18 protein-coding genes are annotated in these 17,530 nt (G+C 74.5%); 7 read left to right on the top strand and 11 right to left on the bottom strand.

The features are described 5' to 3' along the window. Positions 1-127 precede the first annotated feature (127 nt). Together ACIQTO_RS05940 and ACIQTO_RS05935 are read left to right on the top strand one after the other, a co-directional pair. A complete protein-coding gene (locus ACIQTO_RS05940) occupies positions 128-760 on the top strand; it encodes a hypothetical protein (protein WP_402383424.1) in 633 nt (210 codons plus the stop codon). A gap of 77 nt (positions 761-837) precedes the next feature. Then, positions 838-2,019: a hypothetical protein gene (locus tag ACIQTO_RS05935; RefSeq protein ID WP_402383422.1), complete on the top strand. Its 1,182-nt coding sequence runs from the start codon at positions 838-840 to the stop codon at positions 2,017-2,019. Between the two features lie 96 nt (positions 2,020-2,115). On the opposite strand, the gene ACIQTO_RS05930 is transcribed toward ACIQTO_RS05935, so the two are convergent. Then, entirely contained in the window at positions 2,116-2,499 is a 384-nt protein-coding gene (locus ACIQTO_RS05930; protein WP_402383419.1) for a hypothetical protein, read from the bottom strand. Positions 2,500-2,596: 97 nt separating this feature from the next. On the opposite strand from ACIQTO_RS05930, the gene ACIQTO_RS05925 reads away from it, so the two are divergent. Next, the gene (locus tag ACIQTO_RS05925) at positions 2,597-3,076 is read left to right on the top strand and encodes a MarR family winged helix-turn-helix transcriptional regulator (protein ID WP_402383416.1); all 480 of its coding nucleotides are present in this window, start codon (positions 2,597-2,599) and stop codon (positions 3,074-3,076) included. Positions 3,077-3,140: 64 nt separating this feature from the next. Here the strand turns inward: ACIQTO_RS05925 and ACIQTO_RS05920 are convergent, their stop codons facing one another. After that, positions 3,141-3,554, bottom strand: coding sequence for a hypothetical protein (locus tag ACIQTO_RS05920; RefSeq protein WP_402383413.1), 414 nt, complete (start codon positions 3,552-3,554; stop codon positions 3,141-3,143). 120 nt (positions 3,555-3,674) lie between these two features. On the opposite strand from ACIQTO_RS05920, the gene ACIQTO_RS05915 reads away from it, so the two are divergent. Next, the gene (locus ACIQTO_RS05915; protein WP_402383410.1) at positions 3,675-4,262 is read left to right on the top strand and encodes an RNA polymerase sigma factor; all 588 of its coding nucleotides are present in this window, start codon (positions 3,675-3,677) and stop codon (positions 4,260-4,262) included. A gap of 179 nt (positions 4,263-4,441) precedes the next feature. Next, entirely contained in the window at positions 4,442-4,645 is a 204-nt protein-coding gene (locus ACIQTO_RS05910; protein WP_402383408.1) for a hypothetical protein, read from the top strand. A gap of 180 nt (positions 4,646-4,825) precedes the next feature. Here ACIQTO_RS05910 and ACIQTO_RS05905 read toward each other — a convergent pair whose 3' ends face one another. From ACIQTO_RS05905 to soxR, 6 genes are all read right to left on the bottom strand, one after another. Beyond that, the gene (locus tag ACIQTO_RS05905) at positions 4,826-5,554 is read right to left on the bottom strand and encodes a class I SAM-dependent methyltransferase (protein WP_402384239.1); all 729 of its coding nucleotides are present in this window, start codon (positions 5,552-5,554) and stop codon (positions 4,826-4,828) included. Between the two features lie 282 nt (positions 5,555-5,836). Continuing rightward, positions 5,837-6,496, bottom strand: coding sequence for an HAD family hydrolase (locus ACIQTO_RS05900; protein WP_402383406.1), 660 nt, complete (start codon positions 6,494-6,496; stop codon positions 5,837-5,839). Between the two features lie 115 nt (positions 6,497-6,611). After that, positions 6,612-6,815 carry a DUF397 domain-containing protein gene (locus ACIQTO_RS05895; RefSeq protein ID WP_402383404.1) on the bottom strand — a complete coding sequence of 68 codons (204 nt, stop codon included), beginning with the start codon at positions 6,813-6,815 and terminating at the stop codon, positions 6,612-6,614. Next, positions 6,805-7,674, bottom strand: a complete 870-nt coding sequence (locus ACIQTO_RS05890; RefSeq protein ID WP_402383401.1) for a helix-turn-helix domain-containing protein — start codon at positions 7,672-7,674, stop codon at positions 6,805-6,807. The genes ACIQTO_RS05895 and ACIQTO_RS05890 overlap by 11 nt, the downstream gene beginning before the upstream one ends. A 153-nt stretch (positions 7,675-7,827) precedes the next feature. After that, a complete protein-coding gene (locus ACIQTO_RS05885) occupies positions 7,828-8,277 on the bottom strand; it encodes a hypothetical protein (protein ID WP_402383399.1) in 450 nt (149 codons plus the stop codon). Between the two features lie 97 nt (positions 8,278-8,374). Next, complete coding sequence (gene soxR, locus ACIQTO_RS05880; RefSeq protein WP_402383396.1) at positions 8,375-8,923, bottom strand: redox-sensitive transcriptional activator SoxR; 549 nt, start codon at positions 8,921-8,923, stop codon at positions 8,375-8,377. Between the two features lie 56 nt (positions 8,924-8,979). On the opposite strand from soxR, the gene ACIQTO_RS05875 reads away from it, so the two are divergent. Both ACIQTO_RS05875 and ACIQTO_RS05870 read left to right on the top strand, forming a co-directional pair. After that, positions 8,980-9,681, top strand: a complete 702-nt coding sequence (locus ACIQTO_RS05875) for a transketolase (protein WP_402383394.1) — start codon at positions 8,980-8,982, stop codon at positions 9,679-9,681. A gap of 72 nt (positions 9,682-9,753) precedes the next feature. Beyond that, positions 9,754-10,647 (top strand): transketolase family protein, encoded by an 894-nt coding sequence (locus ACIQTO_RS05870; RefSeq protein WP_402383392.1) that lies wholly within the window; start codon positions 9,754-9,756, stop codon positions 10,645-10,647. A 37-nt stretch (positions 10,648-10,684) separates the two neighbouring features. On the opposite strand, the gene treZ is transcribed toward ACIQTO_RS05870, so the two are convergent. From treZ to glgX, 3 genes are all read right to left on the bottom strand, one after another. Continuing rightward, entirely contained in the window at positions 10,685-12,430 is a 1,746-nt protein-coding gene (treZ, locus tag ACIQTO_RS05865) for a malto-oligosyltrehalose trehalohydrolase (RefSeq protein WP_402383389.1), read from the bottom strand. Beyond that, positions 12,427-14,946, bottom strand: coding sequence for a malto-oligosyltrehalose synthase (gene treY, locus ACIQTO_RS05860; protein WP_402383386.1), 2,520 nt, complete (start codon positions 14,944-14,946; stop codon positions 12,427-12,429). Before treY ends, treZ begins: the two co-directional genes overlap by 4 nt. An 80-nt stretch (positions 14,947-15,026) precedes the next feature. After that, positions 15,027-17,156, bottom strand: a complete 2,130-nt coding sequence (gene glgX, locus ACIQTO_RS05855; protein WP_402383384.1) for a glycogen debranching protein GlgX — start codon at positions 17,154-17,156, stop codon at positions 15,027-15,029. Positions 17,157-17,530 lie beyond the last annotated feature (374 nt).

The raw sequence follows: 17,530 nt of genomic DNA, 5'->3' as shown, positions 1-17,530 counted from the left end.
ACCTTCCCGGCCCCGGCCGCGTCGCCCCCCCGGGGCCTGCGGGCCCCGCCGGGACCGCCCGCCGTACGGGGTACCCGGCGGAGTGGCGTGCGCGGGTTCGACGGGCCCCTCCGCCCATAGCGCGTCCATGACGCGTACACGGACGGCGGCCCTGCTCTGCGCCGCCACACTGATCGCCACCGGCCTCCAGACCACGGCCGCGGCCGTCGCCGGCGTGCCGGAGTACCGGCCCTGTGTCAGCTCCCCCGAGCCCGCGGACGGGCCGGCCCGCGAGGTGCTCGACATCGCCCGGCGGGCGAAGGAGGAACTCCACCTCACGTCGGTGGTGCTGCGGGTGACCGTCGACGGCCGGGAGCTCGTCACCGGCGCCCTCGGCGAGTCGATGACCGGTGTCCCCGCCGAACCGGCCGAGGCCGTCGGCGCGGGGGAACTGCTCTCGCCGGCCGCCTACCGGACCCAGCTCGACCCCGGCACGGTCGGACTCCCCGGGCCGACCGCGACCTGCCCGGAGACCGTCTGCCTGCCGGGCTTCACCACCGAGGCGCGGCACTTCGGGCTCGGCGTCACCGTGGTGAACGGCTGGGTGGTGCAGAACCCGTCCTTCGCCGGCTTCGCCGCCGTCCAGGCCTACCTGCCGGCCGGTCGGCTCGCCATCGCCGTCACCGTGACCAAGGAGTGCGACGCCCCCGGGGGCAACAACGCCGACACCGTCACCAAACGCGTCGCGGCTGCCCTCGCCCCCGACCACCCGCTGGGCTGATCGCGGCCGCCGCCGCGTGCCCCGGTTTCGGGCCCGGTTACCCTGGGCCCGAAACCGAACGGGTGGAGGTGGGGGGCATGAGGCCCTTGCGCAGTGCTGTCCTGACGGCGGCCGCCGTGCCGCTGCTGGCGTTGACGGCATGCCAGAGCGGCGGCGGGGGAACGGGGGAGGCCACCTCGGCGGCCACGGCGACGGGGGCCGGTAGCGGGCCGGCGACCGGGGTGCGGTTCCCGGAGAAGGTGCTGCTCGACGCGCTGCCCGCCGCCACCGAGGCCAAGGGGCTGGTCCTCTCGGTGAGCACCCGCGCGGGGACGCCGGAGGAGCGCTGCGTCCTGGTCGCCGTCGGCGCGGACGGCGCGGCGACGAAGGTGCGGAGCTTCGCGGTCTCCAACGGGCTGGCCAAGCCGCCGACCAACGTCCGCGGCTGTGCGAGCCCGGCCGGGTTCACCGCCGGCTTCGCCGGCATGGTCGGCACCGCCCAGTACGGCTTCCAGGACGTGGCGAACCCCGGCGAGCCGCGCGTCTCGGTGCTCGGCCAGGGCGGCCCGACCGACCTCAAGGACATCTCCGGCCTGCCGGCCACCGGCGCGGGCACCCGCCAGAGCGCCCCGGTGGTCGACCCGGTGAGCGGTGAGGTCGTGCACTGGACCGAGTCGAGCGGCCCGGCGGTCGACGGGCGGCTGCGGGCCGTCCGGCCGGACGGCACCGGGGAGCACCCGGTGGAGGGGATCGGCGTACGGCCCCCCGAGGCGCTCGCCTTCCTCGGCGGCCGGGTGGTGTCCGCGCAGACGGCGAAGCGGGCGGTGGCCAACGGCGACGGCTCGCTGACCGTCGCCGCGGACGACGGGGGGACGGTCCGGGTCGGCCCGGTGGCCACGCTCGCCGCCAACCCGGTCGCCGAGGTGAGCGGCGGGGTGCTCAGCCCCAAGGCGCTGGTGGGTGACCGTCAGGTCCTCAGTGCCGCAGGGCGGGAGCTCGCGCTCGCCACCGTGGACACCGCCGACCCGGCCCACCCGCGCGTCGCGCTCAAGCCGCTCGCCACCATCCCCGAGCAGTTCTGGGGGGCCGCCGTCCAGGAGGAGGCGTTCGTGGTGGACCGCGCCGGCCGGGCGGCGTACACCACGATCCAGCACGGCTCGGAGAACCAGGGGAGCCGGGTGCTGGTCCTGAAGGTCGACCTCGCCACCGGCGCGGTGAGCGCGGTGGCGACGCTGCTGACCGACGGCGGCCGCGTGATGCCGCTCGCCTTCGTGGCGTAGCGGCGCGGGCGGGCGCAGGGGCTCGGCGGTCGGAGGTCCCGGCCGCCGCGCCCCGCTGTTCGGGCCGCCTCGCTCGGGCCCGCCCGGGGCCCTCGGTCAAGCCACCTCGCCGGCCACGCCGGAGCGACCCCGGGGTACGCCCACGACGGTGACGACGGTCTGCCGGCGGCTCTCCTCGCCGAGGACGCCGGCGAGGGCGTCGTAGGTGGCGGCGATGAGGCGGGCGGGCGCGTCCGGGACGGCGTCCAGGTGGAAGGCGGCCTCGCGCATGCTGAAGGTGACCTCCGGGGCGTCCTGGTCGGTCACCACGCCGCCGCTGCCCCGGCGGTTCCGCGGGACGCCGATCAGCTCCACGCCGACGAGCGGCCGGACGCCCTCGCCGAAGACGGCGGCGACGGCGTCGGTGAGGGCGCCGATCAGCCGGGGTTCGATGGTCCCGTCGAGGGCTTCCTCGCGGATGTGCAGGCTGTAGTGCGGCATGGTGGAGCTCCGTTCGGATCGGTTCGTACCATGGACGTGAATTCGCTTTGCACGTAAAGAATCTTTGATGGCAAAGGTATAGGGAGAGGGGTGCGCGATGTCAACGCCGAAGGCGGGCGCGGACGGCGACGAGCGGGGGGTCGACGACGCGGTCCGGGCGTTGCTGCTGCTCATGCCGCGGATGGTCGGCCGGGTGAAGAGGATTCCGCTGCCCGAGGCACTGCGGTCCTTCGACCTCGCGCCCCGGCACCTGTCGCTGCTCTCCTACCTGCTCTTCGACGGCCCGATGACCGTCAACGAGTTGGCCGGCCGCCTGGAGGTGGCGCCCACCACGGTGAGCCTGATGGTCGGCGAGCTGAACCGCCAGGGGATCCTGGAACGGCGTGAGGACGAGGCCGACCGCCGCCGCCGGATCATCGCCATCGCCCCGGACCAGCAGCCCGCCATCGCCGGCTGGCTCGCCCCGGGGGCGGCCGCCTGGCGCACGGCGCTGGCCCCCCTGACCCCGGAGCAGCGACGGATGTTCGTGGACACCCTCCTCGCGTACGAGGCCGCGGTCACGGCGGACGGGCGGTAGATCGGGTCCGGTCGGTCCCGTGCCGGGTGCGCGGGACCGACCGGACCGCAGTGGCCGTCCGGTGCTACCGGCGCGGACGGTCCCGGCGCGGCGCCAGGCCGAGCGCGAGGGCCTGCCGGCCGGCGCCGCCGGACGCGAGCGCGAGCACGAACCGGACGGCGCCCAGCAGGCGCCGCCGACGGTCCGGCCCGGGAGCCAGCCTCCTCGCCAACTCGCCCTCCCAGCCGGGCTTCAGCCGGATCCAGGCCGCGCCGGGAAGCTGCGGACGGACCAGCACGGTCAGGAGGGCGCCGGGCAGCCGCCGCAGGGCCCTCCGGACCGCTGCGGTGGTGAGTTCGAGGAGCACCGCGGCCATCGCTGCGGCCACCAGCGCGGTGCGCCAGCCGACCAGGTCCTCACCGAGGAGGACGGCATGCGCCAGGTGGTGCCGGGGCAGGGACAGGGACAGGGGCAGGGACAGGAGTGTGGAGTCGTCCATGCTCCCTCGACGTGGCCGGGGCGGCTCGCGTTGCAGGTGCAAGAAATCGAGGCCCGGCTCCGTCATGGGGGTGAGGGGTGGCGTTGGATCACCCTCGCGAAGCCCGACGGAAGGACGCCCATGGCGAAGTCGGAAGGGACGGGCGCGACCGGCTCGTCCTCGTCGGCGCCGATGAGCGAGGCGCGGCTCAAGGAGCTGGTCCGCGAGCTCCAGCCGCGTCTGGTGACCAGTCTCCGCGAGATCACACCCGACGAACAGGTCGCCGAGAACATCGCGGCGAGGACCTGCATGGTCGTCATCAACGAGGTGCGCAAGGGGACGGTGTTCCACAAGCCGGTGATCGCCTACGCCACCACCGTGGCACGGCGGATGGCCATCGACCACTGGCGGTCGGCCGCCGTCCGCCGCGAGGAGCCGGTGGCCGTGATCCCCGAGGGGAGCCGGCACGCGGCGGCCCGGGAGCCCGACCCGGACGCCGCCAACCCCGGTGCGCGCCTGGAGTTCGAGGAGATGCTGTTGATCGTCCGGAAGGAGATCGGCGACGACCGGCGGGCCAGAATCTGGGAACTGCGCCACATCTGGCTGTGGACGGGGGTGGAGATCGCCGAGGCGCTCCGGATCTCCGCGTCCACCGTCTCGCGCGAGTTGAGGCGGGCGGACGAGAAGGCCCGGACCGCGCCGGTCCCGCTGCCCCGCAGGGAGAGTTGACCCGCCGGCCCGCTCGCCACTGACCCGCGTCCAGGGTCCGCGGCCCGGCCCGCCGGCCGGCCCGCGGACCCAAGTCGGGGCCAGAGCCTCGAAGACCGGCACCCGCGTGCTCGCGTGCGGGAATACGCGAGCACGCGGGTGCCGGTAGCCGGTAGCGATATTTGGGAAGGGAAGCACATATGCAGGACTTCGCGCCGCTGCGGGGGGAGCGGCCGCTGGGCCCGCGGGGGGAGGGGGCCGACGTGCTCGATGACTGGGACGCGCGCTACGCCAGGCTGTCCACCGGTGCCGACGCCCTCGGCGCCCCACTGGGCGAGCAGGCCGGGGACCTCTCGATGTGGGACGTGCCGTGGTCCGTCACGGAGACGGGAGAGGCCCTATGACCGCCGTCCACCGACAAACGGATCCGGGGCCGCGCTGGAGCGGGGGCACCCCGACGCTCCTGATCGCGTCGGCGGCGAGTGCCGCCCCGGCCCCGGTGCCGCAGCGGTAGACCGAAGCGGCCTGCTGCCAACGGGGGTCGGCGGCAGGCCACTTCGGCGCACGTCGTCGGCCCGGCCCGGCTACCGGACCGGGCGGCGGAACAGCGCGCTCAGCAGCACCGGGATGCCGAAGAGCGGTGCGTCGGGGCCCTGGGGCTCCATCGGGCGGATCTCGATCTCGGTGAACTCCGAGAACAGGTACCGAAGTTCGTCGGGCGTGTAGGCGAGGCCGCCGTCGAGCCGGCCGTTGCGGTAGAGCTCCTCGTCGGGGAGCTCGGAGCCCATGGCGCCGGCCGCGAAGGCGTTCACGACGAGGTGGCCGCCGGGCTTCAACACGCGCTCCAGGAGGGCGAGATAGCTGATCCGCCGGTGCGGCGGGAGGTGGTGCAGGCAGCCGGAGTCGTACACCACGTCGTACTGCCCGGTCGGCAGCTCGACCTCGAAGATGTTGCCGCGGTGGAAGCGGACGTCGACACCGGCCTCGCGGGCCCGTTCCTCGGCCCAGGCGACGGCGGTGGGGGAGAGGTCGACGGCGTCCACCTCGAAGCCGCGCGAGGCGAGGTGGATGGCGTTGCGTCCGGGGCCGGCGCCGAGGTCGAGGGCGCGGCCGGGGGTGAGCAGGCCGCGGTCCAGGTAGGAGACCAGGTTCTCGTCGGGCTTGGGGACGAAGAAGGGGCGCTGCGCGGAACGGTCCGCGTAGAACCGGTCCCACCAGTCGGCGGCGTCCTCCGTCCACCGGTCGGCGTCGGGGAGGAAGAGCCGGTCCAGCATGCGCAGGACGTCGTCGGTGGTGCGGATGTCGCGGTGCAATCGAGTCCTCTCCACGGGCGGACGCCAAGCCGTCCGCGCTCTCCTGAACATTAGTCGCCGCAGAGGGAAAAGTGGCTGGTCAGAGGCTATGCGATGAGCCGGCCGGGGGCGGGTCGGAAGCCCGTGGGAGTGCCGCCCGCGCCCTGTCGGACGGCGTGGGAGGCCACCCACCGGCCCCGGTACGTCCGCCCGGCGGAGCGGCCTTCGGGGGCCGTCGGGCGGGCGTTCGGGGCGTCGGCGGGGGGCGGCGTTCCCCAGCAGGAGGTAAAGCTTTCCGGGCCGTCACGAAGCGGCGGTCGCGCCGCCGACGGCGTGGCCGATCGCGGTGGCGACGTCCTCGGCGACCAGGGTGGGCCGGTACGCGTCCGCCGTCCACGGCCGGCCGGCCGACACCCAGACGCTGCGCAGGCCGAGCGCGTGCGCGCCCGCGATGTCGGCGTGCGCCGAGTCGCCGATCATCCAGGCGCCGGGCAGGGGGTGCCCGACCGCCTCGGCCGCGGCGCGGAAGATCTCCGACCCGGGCTTCTTGTGGCCCACGGCCTCGGAGACCACCCAGCCCTGGACGAGCCGGTCGAGCCCGGTGCGGCGGATCTTCGCCTCCTGCTGCACGGTGGCGCCGTTGGTGACGATGACGCACGTCCACCCGTCGGCCCGCGCCCGGGCCAGGGCCCGGCGGGTGGACTCGGCGAGCACCACGAGATCGGCGCCGCCGTTGTCGAGCAGGGCGTCGACGGCGCTCGCGGACACCGAACTCCCGTACCGCGCGGCGATCGCGGCGGCCATCCGGTCGTCGGGCGTGTACCCGCTCGCGTCGAGTTCCGCGAACCAGCCGAGATCGCCGCCGGGCAGCCGGTGTTCCGCCAGGAAGGCCCGGACGGAGGCCAGGAAGGCGGCGTCACGGTCGATCAGGGTGTTGTCGAGATCCAGCATCAGCAGCGGCATGACCGGCAGTAGACCACAACGGGCCTCCGGGTCCGAAGGGTTGGGCGGGGCCCGCCCCGGCTCCCGTCCCAGCTCCCGCCCCCGGCCGTGGATGCCGGGGCGGGGGCGGCCGGCGTCAGGGGTGGGCGGGGAGGTCGCCGGCGCGGAGGGCGGCGAGGAAGGACCGCCAGGCGTCGGCGGTGAAGCTCAGGGCGGGTCCCTTCGGGTCCTTGCTGTCCCGGACCGGTACCGCACCGGGGTCGCCGGACGCGACCTCGACGCAGTTGCCGCCCTCTCCGCCGCTGAAGGTGCTCTTGCGCCACATGAGGTCAGCCGTCATGTCCGTACCCCTCTGCTACGAGTTCGCTCATCCAGGACAGCGAATCCTCGGGGCTCATCGCGGATTCCGCAAGCTGTTCGAAGATGAACTCGTGACGGGCGACATCCGGTTCCCGCTCCAGGTACTGACTGCTCGTCAGCGCCTCGATGTAGACGATCCGGTCCGGCACGTCGGCGAAGGAGAGGATGTGGAAGGCCATGCTCATCGCCGGATGGGCCCCGGCGCTGAAGGGGAGCAGCTGGATCCGCACCGTCGGCCGCTGGGCGAGCCGGACCAGGTGGGCCACCTGCTCCCGCATGACGCGGGGGCCGCCGACCGAGCGGCGCAGTACCGCTTCGTTGAGGACCGCCCAGACCGTCGGCGGGGTCGGGCGGGCGAAGACCTCCTGCCGCCGCATGCGCAGTTCGGCCCGCCGGTCGACGATGGGCTCGATGTCCGGGTGCCGTCCGGACAGGGAGGTGCGGAACGTGGCCCGCGCGTAGTCCGCCGTCTGGAAGATGCCGGGGATCAGCTCGGTCTCGTAGGCACGGATGCGTTCGGCATCGGATTCCATGCCGACGTAGGTCTGGAACCACTCGGGGAGGGTGTCCCCGTAGTCGTGCCACCAACCCCGTTGCGTGCTACGGCGGGTGAGGGAGATGAACTGCCGCAGCTCGGCCTCGTCGGTGACGCCGTAGAGGGCGAGCAGCGCGCGGACGTCCGATTCCTTCAGTGTGGTCCGGCCCGACTCGATGCGCGAGATCTTGGTCGCGCTGAACCGCAGGGTGTCGGCCGCGGACTTCGCCTGGAGCCCGGCCCGCTCTCGCAGTCGTCGCAGCTCGGAGCCGAGCCTGCGCCGCAGGACGGTCGGACTGTCCACTCTGGTGGCTCCCTCTCGGTCGACGTCGAACTACAGTCTGCCACCCCGCTCGGTGATCACAAGAGTCGTGCGACGGCACGCACTTGCGCGTGACGGCGTCGGCGGATCCGCGACGTCGGGCCGGCTCCGGCGGCCGGAGCGGGCCGCACGGCCTCAGGGCAGGTCGTCCGCCCGGCCCGCGGCGCGCAGGCCGCCGGCGACGGTGGTGCCGAGGAAGAGGATGAACAGCGTGTCCCAGGGCAGGGGCGCGACCAGGATCATCGGGAGCCACAGGGCGACGCTCACGATCGACAGTACGGCGGCGGCCCAGGCGTGGCCGTCGCCCGGGCGGCCCCGGCGGATCCGCAGAAAGGCCGTCAGCCAGAGTGTCGCCAGGGCGGCACCGGCGGCCACGAGGGCGCCGGCGAGGAGTTTCGCGAAGGTGTAGCCGATGAGGTCGTCGCTGTCGCTCCCGGCGGCCTCCCGCGCGGAGGGGCCGTAGGTCAGGGCGAAGAGGCCCCAGCAGAGCGCGCTCGCCGCCCAGAGGGCCGCGAGCGCGATCGCCGACCGCCCGGCGGGAGCGAGCCGTCCGGGTCGTTCGGGGCGGGCGGCGGTCTCGGTCATGGTGATCATGGTAGGGGGCGGGGACGGGAGGACGACCGGGTCCCGCGCTGTCCCGTCCGGCCCGCGCGGGGGCGTCCGCCGGGCGCCCCGGTGACGGTCAGTGGCCGTCGGCCCGCGCCTCGCCGGGGGCCGGCTCGGGGCCGGTGGCCGGGTCGCGGGTGAGCAGGTAGCGCGCGCCGGGGCCGGCGGCGCCGGCGCGGTCGGCGGCGTTGTACAGGGTGCAGCGGGAGAGCGAGAGGCAGCCGCAGCCGATGCAGCCGGTGAGCTTGGCCTTCAGCCGCTCCAGCTCGGCGATCTGCTCGTCGATCCGGCTCTGCCAGGACCGGGCGACGCCGTCCCACTCGGCGCCGGTGGGGGCGCGGTGCTCGGGGAGGCGGTCCAGGGCGACCTTGGCCTCGTCGAGGGAGAGGCCGACCCGCTGGGCGGCGCGGACGAAGGCGACCCGGCGCAGCGTGCCGCGGGTGTAGCGGCGCTGGCCGCCGGTGGTGCGGGTGGCGTGGATCAGGTCGAGCTTCTCGTAGTAGCGCAGCGCGGAGGTGGCGAGGCCGCTGCGTTCGGAGAGCTGGCCGATGGTGAGCAGGTCGTGCCGGCTCGGTCCGGTGGAGGCCCCGGCGGCCTCGCCGCCGGCGGATGCGGGAGCGGTCATGCCGCTCACTGTAGCCGCTTGACTTCAAGCTGACTTCAGGTTGCACCATCGTGGGCATGACGACGAACACCCGTACCGCCACCGGCTTCGAGCAGCTCACGGACCTGATGGGCCTGATGACCGGCGCCGAGAAGCACGGCCCCGCCGCCACCTCCACCCTGGACGTGCTGTGGGTGCTCTACGACCGCGTCCTGCGCGTCACCCCGGCCACCGCGGAGGACCAGGACCGCGACCGGTTCCTGCTCTCCAAGGGCCACGGTCCGATGGCGTACTACGCGGTGCTCGCGGCCAAGGGATTCATCGATCCGGCGCTCCTCCCGAGTTTCGGCGCCTACGACTCGCCGCTCGGCCACCACCCGGACCGCACGCTGATCCCCGGGGTGGAGATCGCCTCCGGCTCGCTCGGGCACGGTCTGCCGCTGGCGGTCGGCTCCGCGCTCGGGCTGCGGGCCCAGGGGCTCGCCGGCCCGGCGGTGTGGGTGCTGCTCGGCGACGCCGAGTTCGACGAGGGCTCGAACCACGAGGCGGTGGCCTTCGCCGGGGCCTACGGGCTGGACCGGCTGCACGTCGTGGTCATCGACAACTCCTCGGCCACGCACGGCTGGCAGGGCGGCATCGCGGCGCGCTTCGCCGCCGAGGGCTGGTCGGCCGAGACCGTGGACGGGCGCGATCACGAGGCGCTGTACGCGGCATTCACCGCCGAGCACCCGGGGCGCCCGCGGGTGGTGGTCGCCCGGGTGGAGCCGAAGGGGAACTGACCCCCGCGTCCGTCCCGGCCCCGCCGCCCACGATTCCGCCAAGACCTCTGACCAGTAAGGGACTTCACCCCCATGGACACCATGCGCGAGCGCTTCCTCGACGTGACCACCCGGCTGCTCGACGACGACCCCCGGCTGGCCCTGGTGCTGGCCGACATCAGCGCCGCCGGTTTCGCCCCCGCCGCCGCACGCCACCCCGACCGGGTGGTGAACGTGGGGATCCGCGAGCAGCTGCTGATCGGCGCGGCCGGTGGTCTGGCGCTCACCGGGATGCGGCCGATCGCCCACACCTTCGCCAGCTTCCTGATCGAACGGCCCTTCGAGCAGGTCAAGTTGGACCTCGTGCACCAGGGGGTGGGCGCGGTGCTGGTGAGCGCGGCCGGCTCCTACGACTGGCCGGCCGGCGGCCGTACCCACATGTCGCCGGGCGATGTCGCGCTGCTGGACACCCTGCCGGACTGGACGGTCCATGTGCCGGGCCACCCGGACGAGGCGGAGCGGCTGCTGCGGCACGCGGTGGCCGACGGCGACCGCAACGTCTACCTGCGCCTGTCCGAACACCGGAACGCGACGGCGGTGCCCGTCGAGGCGGGCCGGTTCACCGTCGTGCGGCGGGGCTCGAAGGGCGTGGTGCTCGCGGTCGGCCCGATGCTGGACGCGGTGCTGGCGGCCACCGAGGGGCTGGACGCGTCCGTGCTGTACGCGGCCACCGTGCGGCCGTTCGACGCGGCGGGGCTGCGGGCGGCGGTGGGTGGGCGCGCGGACGTGGTGCTGGTCGAGCCCTACCTGGCCGGGACGTCCGCCGGGGAGGCGCACGCGGCACTGGCGGACCGGCCGCACCGGGTGCTGGGCCTCGGGGTGCCGCGCGAGGAGCACCGGCACTACGGCTCGATCGCCGAGCACCTGGCCGCCTACGGCCTCGACGCGGCCGGGCTGCGGGAGCGGATCGGCACCTTCCTCTGGTGAGCCGGCGCGCGGGGTGCCGGGCCGCCCGCGTGCCGGATCAGAGCCGGACGATCGCGACGGAGTCCGGCCCCAGGCGCAGTGTCGCGCCGTCGAGCGAGCACTCCCCGAAGGATGCCAGTGGCTCCGGATCCACCGCCCCGAGGGGCGGTTCGACGGCCCGGTCGCCCAGGTTGACGGCCACCCGGAGGTCACCCCGGTGCAGCAGCAGCCAGCCGGCCGCCTCGTCGTACTCGACCCGGACGGCCGCGAGGTCCGGGTCGGTGAGCTCCGGCCGGGTGCGCCGCAGCCGGATCAACGTCCGGTACCAGGCGAGCAGTTCGGTGTGCGGGGCGCGCCTCGGCTCGGTCCAGTCGAGGACGGAGCGCAGGACGGTGGCCGGTTCCTGGGGGTCCGGCACCGCGTCCGCCCGCCAGCCGTGCTCGGCGAACTCCCGCCGTCGGCCCTGGCGGACGGCCTCGGCGAGGTTCGGGTCGGTGTGGTCGGTGAAGTACTGCCAGGGGGTGGCCGCGCCCCACTCCTCGCCCATGAACAGCATCGGGGTGAACGGCGAGGTGAGTACCAGGGCCGCCCCGCAGGCGAGCCGGCCGGGGGAGAGGCCGGGGGAGAGCCGGTCGCCGAGCGCCCGGTTGCCGACCTGGTCGTGGGTCTGCAGGTAGCCGAGCAGCCGGTGACCGTGGGCGGGCGGGAAGGGGCGGCCGTGGCCGCGGCCCCGGAACGACGACCAGCCGCCGTCGTGGAAGAAGCCGCGGGTGAGCGTCCTGGCCACGGCGGCCAGCGGTGCGCGGGCGAAGTCGCCGTAGTAGCCCTGGGATTCACCGGTGAGCGCGGTGTGCAGCGCGTGGTGGAAGTCGTCGCTCCACTGGGCGGTCAGGCCCTGGCCGCCGGCCTCGCGCGGGGTCGTGGTGCGGGGGGAGTTGAGGTCGGACTCGGCGACCAGGAACAGCGGCCGGTTGGTGGCGATCGCCAACCTGTCGACCTCGCGGGAGAGTTCCTCCAGGAAGTGGACGGCCCGGTCGTCCGCGAGGGCGTGCACGGCGTCCAGGCGCAGGCCGTCGATCCGGTAGTCGCGCAGCCAGGCCAGCGCGCTGCCGATCAGGTAGCGGCGCACCTCGTCCGAGCCGGGGGCGTCCAGGTTGACCGCCGAGCCCCACGGCGTGTGGTGGCGGTCGGTGAAGTACGGGCCGAAGGCGGGCAGGTAGTTGCCGGACGGGCCGAGGTGGTTGTGCACCACGTCGAGGACGACGCCGAGGCCCTTGCGGTGCGCGGCGTCCACGAAGCGCTTCAGCCCCTCCGGGCCGCCGTAGGGCTCGTGCACGGCCCAGAGCGAGACGCCGTCGTAGCCCCAGCCGTGCCGGCCGGGGAACGGGCAGACCGGCAGCAGCTCCACGAAGTCCACGCCCAACTCGGCCAGGTGGTCCAGGTGGTCGGCGGCGGCGTCGAAGGTGCCGGCGGCCGTGAAGGTGCCGATGTGCAGCTCGTACAGGACGGCTCCGGGCAGCGGGCGGCCGGGCCGGAGGGGTTGTGACCAGCGGAACGCCGCGTGGTCGACGGCCCGGCTGGGCCCGTCCGGTCCGTGCGGCTGCCGGGGGGAGCGCGGGTCGGGCAGCGGGCGGCCGCCGTCCAGCCGGAACGCGTAGTCCCCGGCCGGTGCCCGCCCGTGCCACCAGCCGGCCCGGCCGTCGTCCCGGGTCAGCGGGTGCCGCGTGCCGTCGACCTCCACCTCGACCCGTTCGGCGGCGGCCGGGGCCCACACCTCGTAGCTTCGGACCTCGCGCGTCGTCACGCCTCGCCCCTCCTGGTCAGCAGTGCCACCGGCTGTGCCGCCAGCAGCTCCGCCACCGGTACCGGGCCCGCCGTGAACCGGCGCCCGGTCAGCTCCTCCGTCCACGCCCCGCCGGCCGGCAGGTCCAGCGCGGTGTCCTGCCAGCCGCCGGACCGGGCGAGCCCGTAGGGCAGCCGGGTGACCGCCGTGATCACGTCGTCGCCGCGCGCGAAGGCCAGCAGGTGGTCGGTGGCGCGGCCCCGGGCGGCCAGCGGCCGGTAGTCGCCCAGCGGCCGGTGGCGGCGCAGGTGCAGCGCCGTGGTGGTCAGGTGCAGCTTCTCCCGGGCGAGGTCGCCCGCCCGCGCGGTGGCCGAGTCGGTCAGCCGGGCGGCGAGCGCGCCGAGGTCCACCACACCCCGGTTGTCCGGGTCGACCAGGGTGTACAGCGGCTCCTCGCTGCCCTGGTAGAGGTCCGGCACGCCGGGCACGGTCAGGTGCAGCAGGGCGGCGGAGAGGGTGTTGACCCGGGCGTGCGGTGCCAGCGACCGCACCATCCCCTCGATCCGGGGGAGCAGCCCCGGGTTGCCGTGGACGGACCGGGCGCGGTCGGCGAGGGCCTGCTCGAAGCGGGCGTCGGGGGACGTCCAGGAGGTCCGCGCCTTGGCCTCGCGGGCGGCCTTGAGCAGGGCGGGGACGAGCCGCTCCGGGGTGATCGGCCAGGCCGCGACCAGGGTCTGCCAGAGCAGCCAGTCGCTGTTCGGGTCGCCCCCGGGGCCGGCGGCGGTGGACCAGGCGGCGGCCTCGGCGGCCCAGGCGTCCGGCTGTTCGGCCAGCACCGCGAGGCGGGCGCGGGCGTCGGCGCTGCGCTTGGTGTCGTGGGTGGAGAGCACGGTCATGGTGGCCGGCCAGTGCGCCTCGACGTAGCGGCACCAGTCGTGGAAAGCGGCGGGCGGGAGCCCCGGCCGGGCCGGTTCGCCGCCGACCTCGTTCAGGGCGAGCAGCGCGTTCCACCGGTAGAAGGCGGTGTCCTCGACGCCCTTGGCGGCGACGGCGGCGGCGGTCTGCGCGAAGCGCTCGCAGAACTCGTCCTTCTCGGGGCCGCTCCCCAGCCGCCCGAGGGCGAGGTCGGCGACCAGCCGCCCGGTGGCGTCCTCGGCGGCGTCCCCGCCGGCGTCCCCGCCGGCGTCCCCGCCGGCGTCCGCCGAGCCGTCGGGCGCGGAGCCGTCGAGCGCGGCCCGGACCTGCTGCTCGGCCACCTCCGGGGCGGGCTCGCCGGGCCGCACGTACGGGCGGTACGCCGGGTAGCCGGTGAGCACCCGCCGCAGGGCGTCCCGCAGCTGCCAGGGCGCGTGGTCGGCGTGGGCGGGCTCGGCGGCGCCGATCCGCACGGCGAGCCGGACCAGGCGTTCGACCTCGGCGGCCAGCTCGCCGTGCGGATCGGTCATGTCGGCCCGCCCGCGCCGGGCGGCCGCGACGGCCGGGTGCGGGTCGGCGCACGGCTCCCCGGCGGGACCGGCCCCGTCGGCGCCGCCCCCGGCGACGGCGCGCTCGTAGGCGCCGGCCAGCCGGCCGGCGCCGGCGTGGTCGGTGAGCACGCCGTCGATGCGGCGCAGCGCGTCGTACCCGGTGGTCCCGGCGCACGGCCAGTCCCCGGGGAGGCGCTCCTCGCCGGTGAGGATCTTCTCCACCACCGTGTACGCGCCGCCGGTGGCCCCGGCGAGCCGGCGCAGATAGCCGCGCGGGTCGGCCAGGCCGTCCGGGTGGTCGATCCGGAACCCGTCCAGGACGCCCTCGCGGTGCAGCCGCAGCAGCACGCCGTGGGTCGCCTCGAACACCTCGGGGACCTCGACCCGGACGGCGATCAGCTCGTTGACGGTGAAGAACCGCCGGTAGTTCAGCTCGGTGCGGGCCAGCCGCCACCAGGCGAGCCGGTACCACTGCCGGGCGAGCAGCTCCGTGAGCGGGAGGCCGGCGGTGCCGGGCCGCAGCGGGAGGGCGTGGTCGTGGTAGCGCAGCTCCTCGCCGTCGACGACGAGGTCGCCGAGGACGGCCCCGAGCCGGTCGCCGAGCAGCGGCAGCAGCACCCGGCCGCGTCCGGGGGCGTCCGACGGCCCCGGCTGGGCGGCCCAGTCGATGTCGAACCAGGGCGCGTACGGCGAGTCCGGGCCGTCCCGCAGGACGTGCCAGAGCGGCCGGTTGAGCCGCTCGGGGACGGGCACGGCCATGTGGTTGGGCACCACGTCGGCGATCAGCCGCAGGTCGTGCCGGTGGGCCTCGGCGGCCAGCGCGCGCAGCGCCGGCTCGCCGCCGAGCTGGGCGCTGATCCGGCCGTGGTCGACGGTGTCGTAGCCGTGGGTGGAGCCGGGGGCGGCCTCCAGCAGCGGGGAGAGGTGCAGGTGCGAGACACCGAGGGCGGCGAGGTAGGGCACGGCGGCGGTGGCGTCGCGCAGGGTGAAGCCGGGTTGGAGCTGGAGCCGGTAGCTGGCGGACGGTACTGCGGCCGGGCGGGGCTGCGCGGGCTCGGCGGCGTAGGTCATGTGTCCATGAGTACCCGTGCGAGCCCGCGGCCAAGACCCGTTGCTGATCCGAACGGGTGAACGCGCCGGGCGCGGCACGGCTAGGCCGGCCGCTGGAGCACCATCAACGAGCGGTCGGTGAGCCAGAGCGCGTCCCCGGCCTTGACCCGGGGGCCGGCGCCCGGGGCGGGCAGCCGGGGCTGGGCGGTGTCGACCACGACCTGCCACTCCTGCCCGTGATCGGCCGGGACGGTGAACTCCAGCTGCTCGAAGTGGGCGTTGAACATCAGCAGGAAGGAGTCGTCGACGATCCGCCCGCCGCGCCGGTCCGGCTCCGAGATGGCGTAGCCGTTGAGGAAGACGGTGAGCGACTTGGCGTAGCTGGCGCCCCAGTTGCGCTTGGTCATCTCCTCCCCGCTGGGGGTGAACCAGGCGATGTCGGTGAGGTCCTCGTAGTGCCCGGCGGGCCGGCCGGAGACCGGGCGGCCGTGGAAGAAGCGGCGCCGCCGGAAGACGGGGTGGTCGCGGCGCAGCCAGATCATGCCCTGGGTGAACTCCAGCAGTCGGGCCTCCGGTCCGTCCCCCTCGGGCCAGTGCACCCAGGCGAGCTCGTTGTCCTGGCAGTAGGCGTTGTTGTTGCCCTCCTGGGTGCGGCCGAGCTCGTCGCCGTGCGAGAGCATCGGCACGCCCTGGGAGAGCAGCAGGGTGGCGATCAGGTTCCGTTGCTGGCGGGCGCGCAGCTCCTCGACGGCCGGGTCGGTGCTGGGCCCCTCGGTGCCGCAGTTCCAGGAGCGGTTGAAGGATTCGCCGTCCCGGTTGTCCTCGCCGTTGGCCGCGTTGTGCTTGTCGTTGTAGGAGACCAGGTCGCGCAGGGTGAAGCCGTCGTGGCAGGTGACGAAGTTGATCGAGGCGATCGGGCGGCGGCCGTCGTCCTGGTAGAGGTCGGAGGAGCCGGTGAGCCGGGAGCCGAACTCGGCGAGCGTGGCGTTCTCGCCGCGCCACAGGTCGCGGACGGTGTCCCGGTACATGCCGTTCCACTCCGTCCACAGCGGTGGGAAGTTGCCCACCTGGTAGCCGCCCTCGCCGAGGTCCCAGGGTTCGGCGATCAGCTTGGCCTGGGAGACCACCGGGTCCTGCTGGACCAGGTCGAAGAACGAGGAGAGCCGGTCCACCTCGTGGAACTGCCGGGCCAGGGTGGCGGCGAGGTCGAAGCGGAAGCCGTCGACGTGCATCTCGGTGACCCAGTAGCGCAGCGAGTCCATGATCAGCTGGAGCACGTGCGGGCTGCGCATCAGCAGGCTGTTGCCGGTGCCGGTGGTGTCCTCGTAGAACCGCTGGTCCTGGGCGAGCCGGTAGTAGGAGACGTTGTCCAGCCCGCGCAGCGAGAGGGTCGGGCCGAGGTGGTTGCCCTCGGCGGTGTGGTTGTAGACGACGTCCAGGATCACCTCGATGCCGGCCGCGTGCAGCGCCTTCACCATCGACTTGAACTCCTGCACCTGCTGGCCCCTGTCCCCGGTGGAGGAGTAGGAGGAGTGCGGGGCGAAGAAGCCGACGGTGTTGTAGCCCCAGTAGTTGGACAGGCCGAGGTCGCGCAGCCGGTGGTCGCGGACGAACTGGTGCACCGGCATCAGCTCGATCGCGGTGACGCCGAGTTTGGCCAGGTGCTCGATCACCGCGGGGTGCGCCAGGCCCGCGTAGGTGCCGCGGATCTCCTCGGGGATGCCCGGGTGGAGCTTGGTGAGGCCCTTCACATGGGCCTCGTAGACCACGGTGCGGTGGTAGTCGGTGCGCGGCGGCCGGTCGGTGCCCCAGTCGAAGTACGGATTGACGACCACCGAGTGCATCGTGTGCGGGGCGGAGTCCAGGTCGTTGCGCCGTTCGGGGGCGCCGAAGTGGTAGCCGTAGACCGACTCGTCCCAGTCGATGGTCCCGCTCATCGCCTTGGCGTACGGGTCCAGCAGCAGTTTGGCGCTGTTGTGCCGCTGGCCGAGCCCGGGGTTGTACGGTCCGTGGACGCGGAAGCCGTACCGCCGGCCGGGCTGGACCCCGGGGAGGTAGGCGTGCCGGACGAAGGCGTCCGTCTCGCGCAGCTCGACGGCCGTCTCCGACCCGTCCTCGTCGAGCAGGCAGAGCTCGATCCGGTCGGCGCTCTCGGAGAACACCGCGAAGTTGGTGCCGGCCCCGTCGAAGGTGGCACCGAGGGGGTAGGGCTTCCCTGGCCAGACCTGCATGAGTCCTCAACGTCCTTGGCTAGAAGGGAAACTGACAGGTAGTCCGACTATCAGCCCGGACCCCGACGCTCTCTTCCCGGCCGGGTGGCCGGGCATGTGCGGCGGTCGGGCACCGTGACGCACGGCACAGTCCGCATACTCCCCGACGCCGTCCCCGACTGCGGGGCCATTCGCCTTGTGTTCGCCCGAACGGGTGTCCGGCGGGTGCTCCCGGGGCCGCCGGGGCCGCGCGGGGCGGCCGGGGTGCGCGCGCTCCCCTCGGCCAACCGGCTGCGGGCGCCTCGCGGCGGGCAGTATCCTTGATCGTCCGGCCGCTCCGGCGTCGTGGCGATCCATCAGGGGGCGCACCGGCGGCGGGACCGGCGGGCCCGACC

Source organism: Kitasatospora sp. NPDC091207 (assembly GCF_044768625.1).
Lineage (GTDB): Bacteria > Actinomycetota > Actinomycetes > Streptomycetales > Streptomycetaceae > Kitasatospora.
This window is presented reverse-complemented; position numbering and strand designations above follow the sequence as displayed.

What these genes read in the sequence shown, in the direction of transcription:
- ACIQTO_RS05940 (WP_402383424.1), top strand. Translation starts at nt 128, where the DNA reads ATGACGCGTACACGGACGGCGGCCCTGCTCTGCGCCGCCACACTGATC.
- ACIQTO_RS05935 (WP_402383422.1), top strand. Translation starts at nt 838, where the DNA reads ATGAGGCCCTTGCGCAGTGCTGTCCTGACGGCGGCCGCCGTGCCGCTG.
- ACIQTO_RS05930 (WP_402383419.1), bottom strand. Translation starts at nt 2,499, where the DNA reads ATGCCGCACTACAGCCTGCACATCCGCGAGGAAGCCCTCGACGGGACC.
- ACIQTO_RS05925 (WP_402383416.1), top strand. Translation starts at nt 2,597, where the DNA reads ATGTCAACGCCGAAGGCGGGCGCGGACGGCGACGAGCGGGGGGTCGAC.
- ACIQTO_RS05920 (WP_402383413.1), bottom strand. Translation starts at nt 3,554, where the DNA reads ATGGACGACTCCACACTCCTGTCCCTGCCCCTGTCCCTGTCCCTGCCC.
- ACIQTO_RS05915 (WP_402383410.1), top strand. Translation starts at nt 3,675, where the DNA reads ATGGCGAAGTCGGAAGGGACGGGCGCGACCGGCTCGTCCTCGTCGGCG.
- ACIQTO_RS05910 (WP_402383408.1), top strand. Translation starts at nt 4,442, where the DNA reads ATGCAGGACTTCGCGCCGCTGCGGGGGGAGCGGCCGCTGGGCCCGCGG.
- ACIQTO_RS05900 (WP_402383406.1), bottom strand. Translation starts at nt 6,496, where the DNA reads ATGCCGCTGCTGATGCTGGATCTCGACAACACCCTGATCGACCGTGAC.
- ACIQTO_RS05895 (WP_402383404.1), bottom strand. Translation starts at nt 6,815, where the DNA reads ATGACGGCTGACCTCATGTGGCGCAAGAGCACCTTCAGCGGCGGAGAG.
- ACIQTO_RS05885 (WP_402383399.1), bottom strand. Translation starts at nt 8,277, where the DNA reads ATGACCGAGACCGCCGCCCGCCCCGAACGACCCGGACGGCTCGCTCCC.
- soxR (WP_402383396.1), bottom strand. Translation starts at nt 8,923, where the DNA reads ATGACCGCTCCCGCATCCGCCGGCGGCGAGGCCGCCGGGGCCTCCACC.
- ACIQTO_RS05875 (WP_402383394.1), top strand. Translation starts at nt 8,980, where the DNA reads ATGACGACGAACACCCGTACCGCCACCGGCTTCGAGCAGCTCACGGAC.
- ACIQTO_RS05870 (WP_402383392.1), top strand. Translation starts at nt 9,754, where the DNA reads ATGGACACCATGCGCGAGCGCTTCCTCGACGTGACCACCCGGCTGCTC.
- treY (WP_402383386.1), bottom strand. Translation starts at nt 14,946, where the DNA reads ATGACCTACGCCGCCGAGCCCGCGCAGCCCCGCCCGGCCGCAGTACCG.
- glgX (WP_402383384.1), bottom strand. Translation starts at nt 17,156, where the DNA reads ATGCAGGTCTGGCCAGGGAAGCCCTACCCCCTCGGTGCCACCTTCGAC.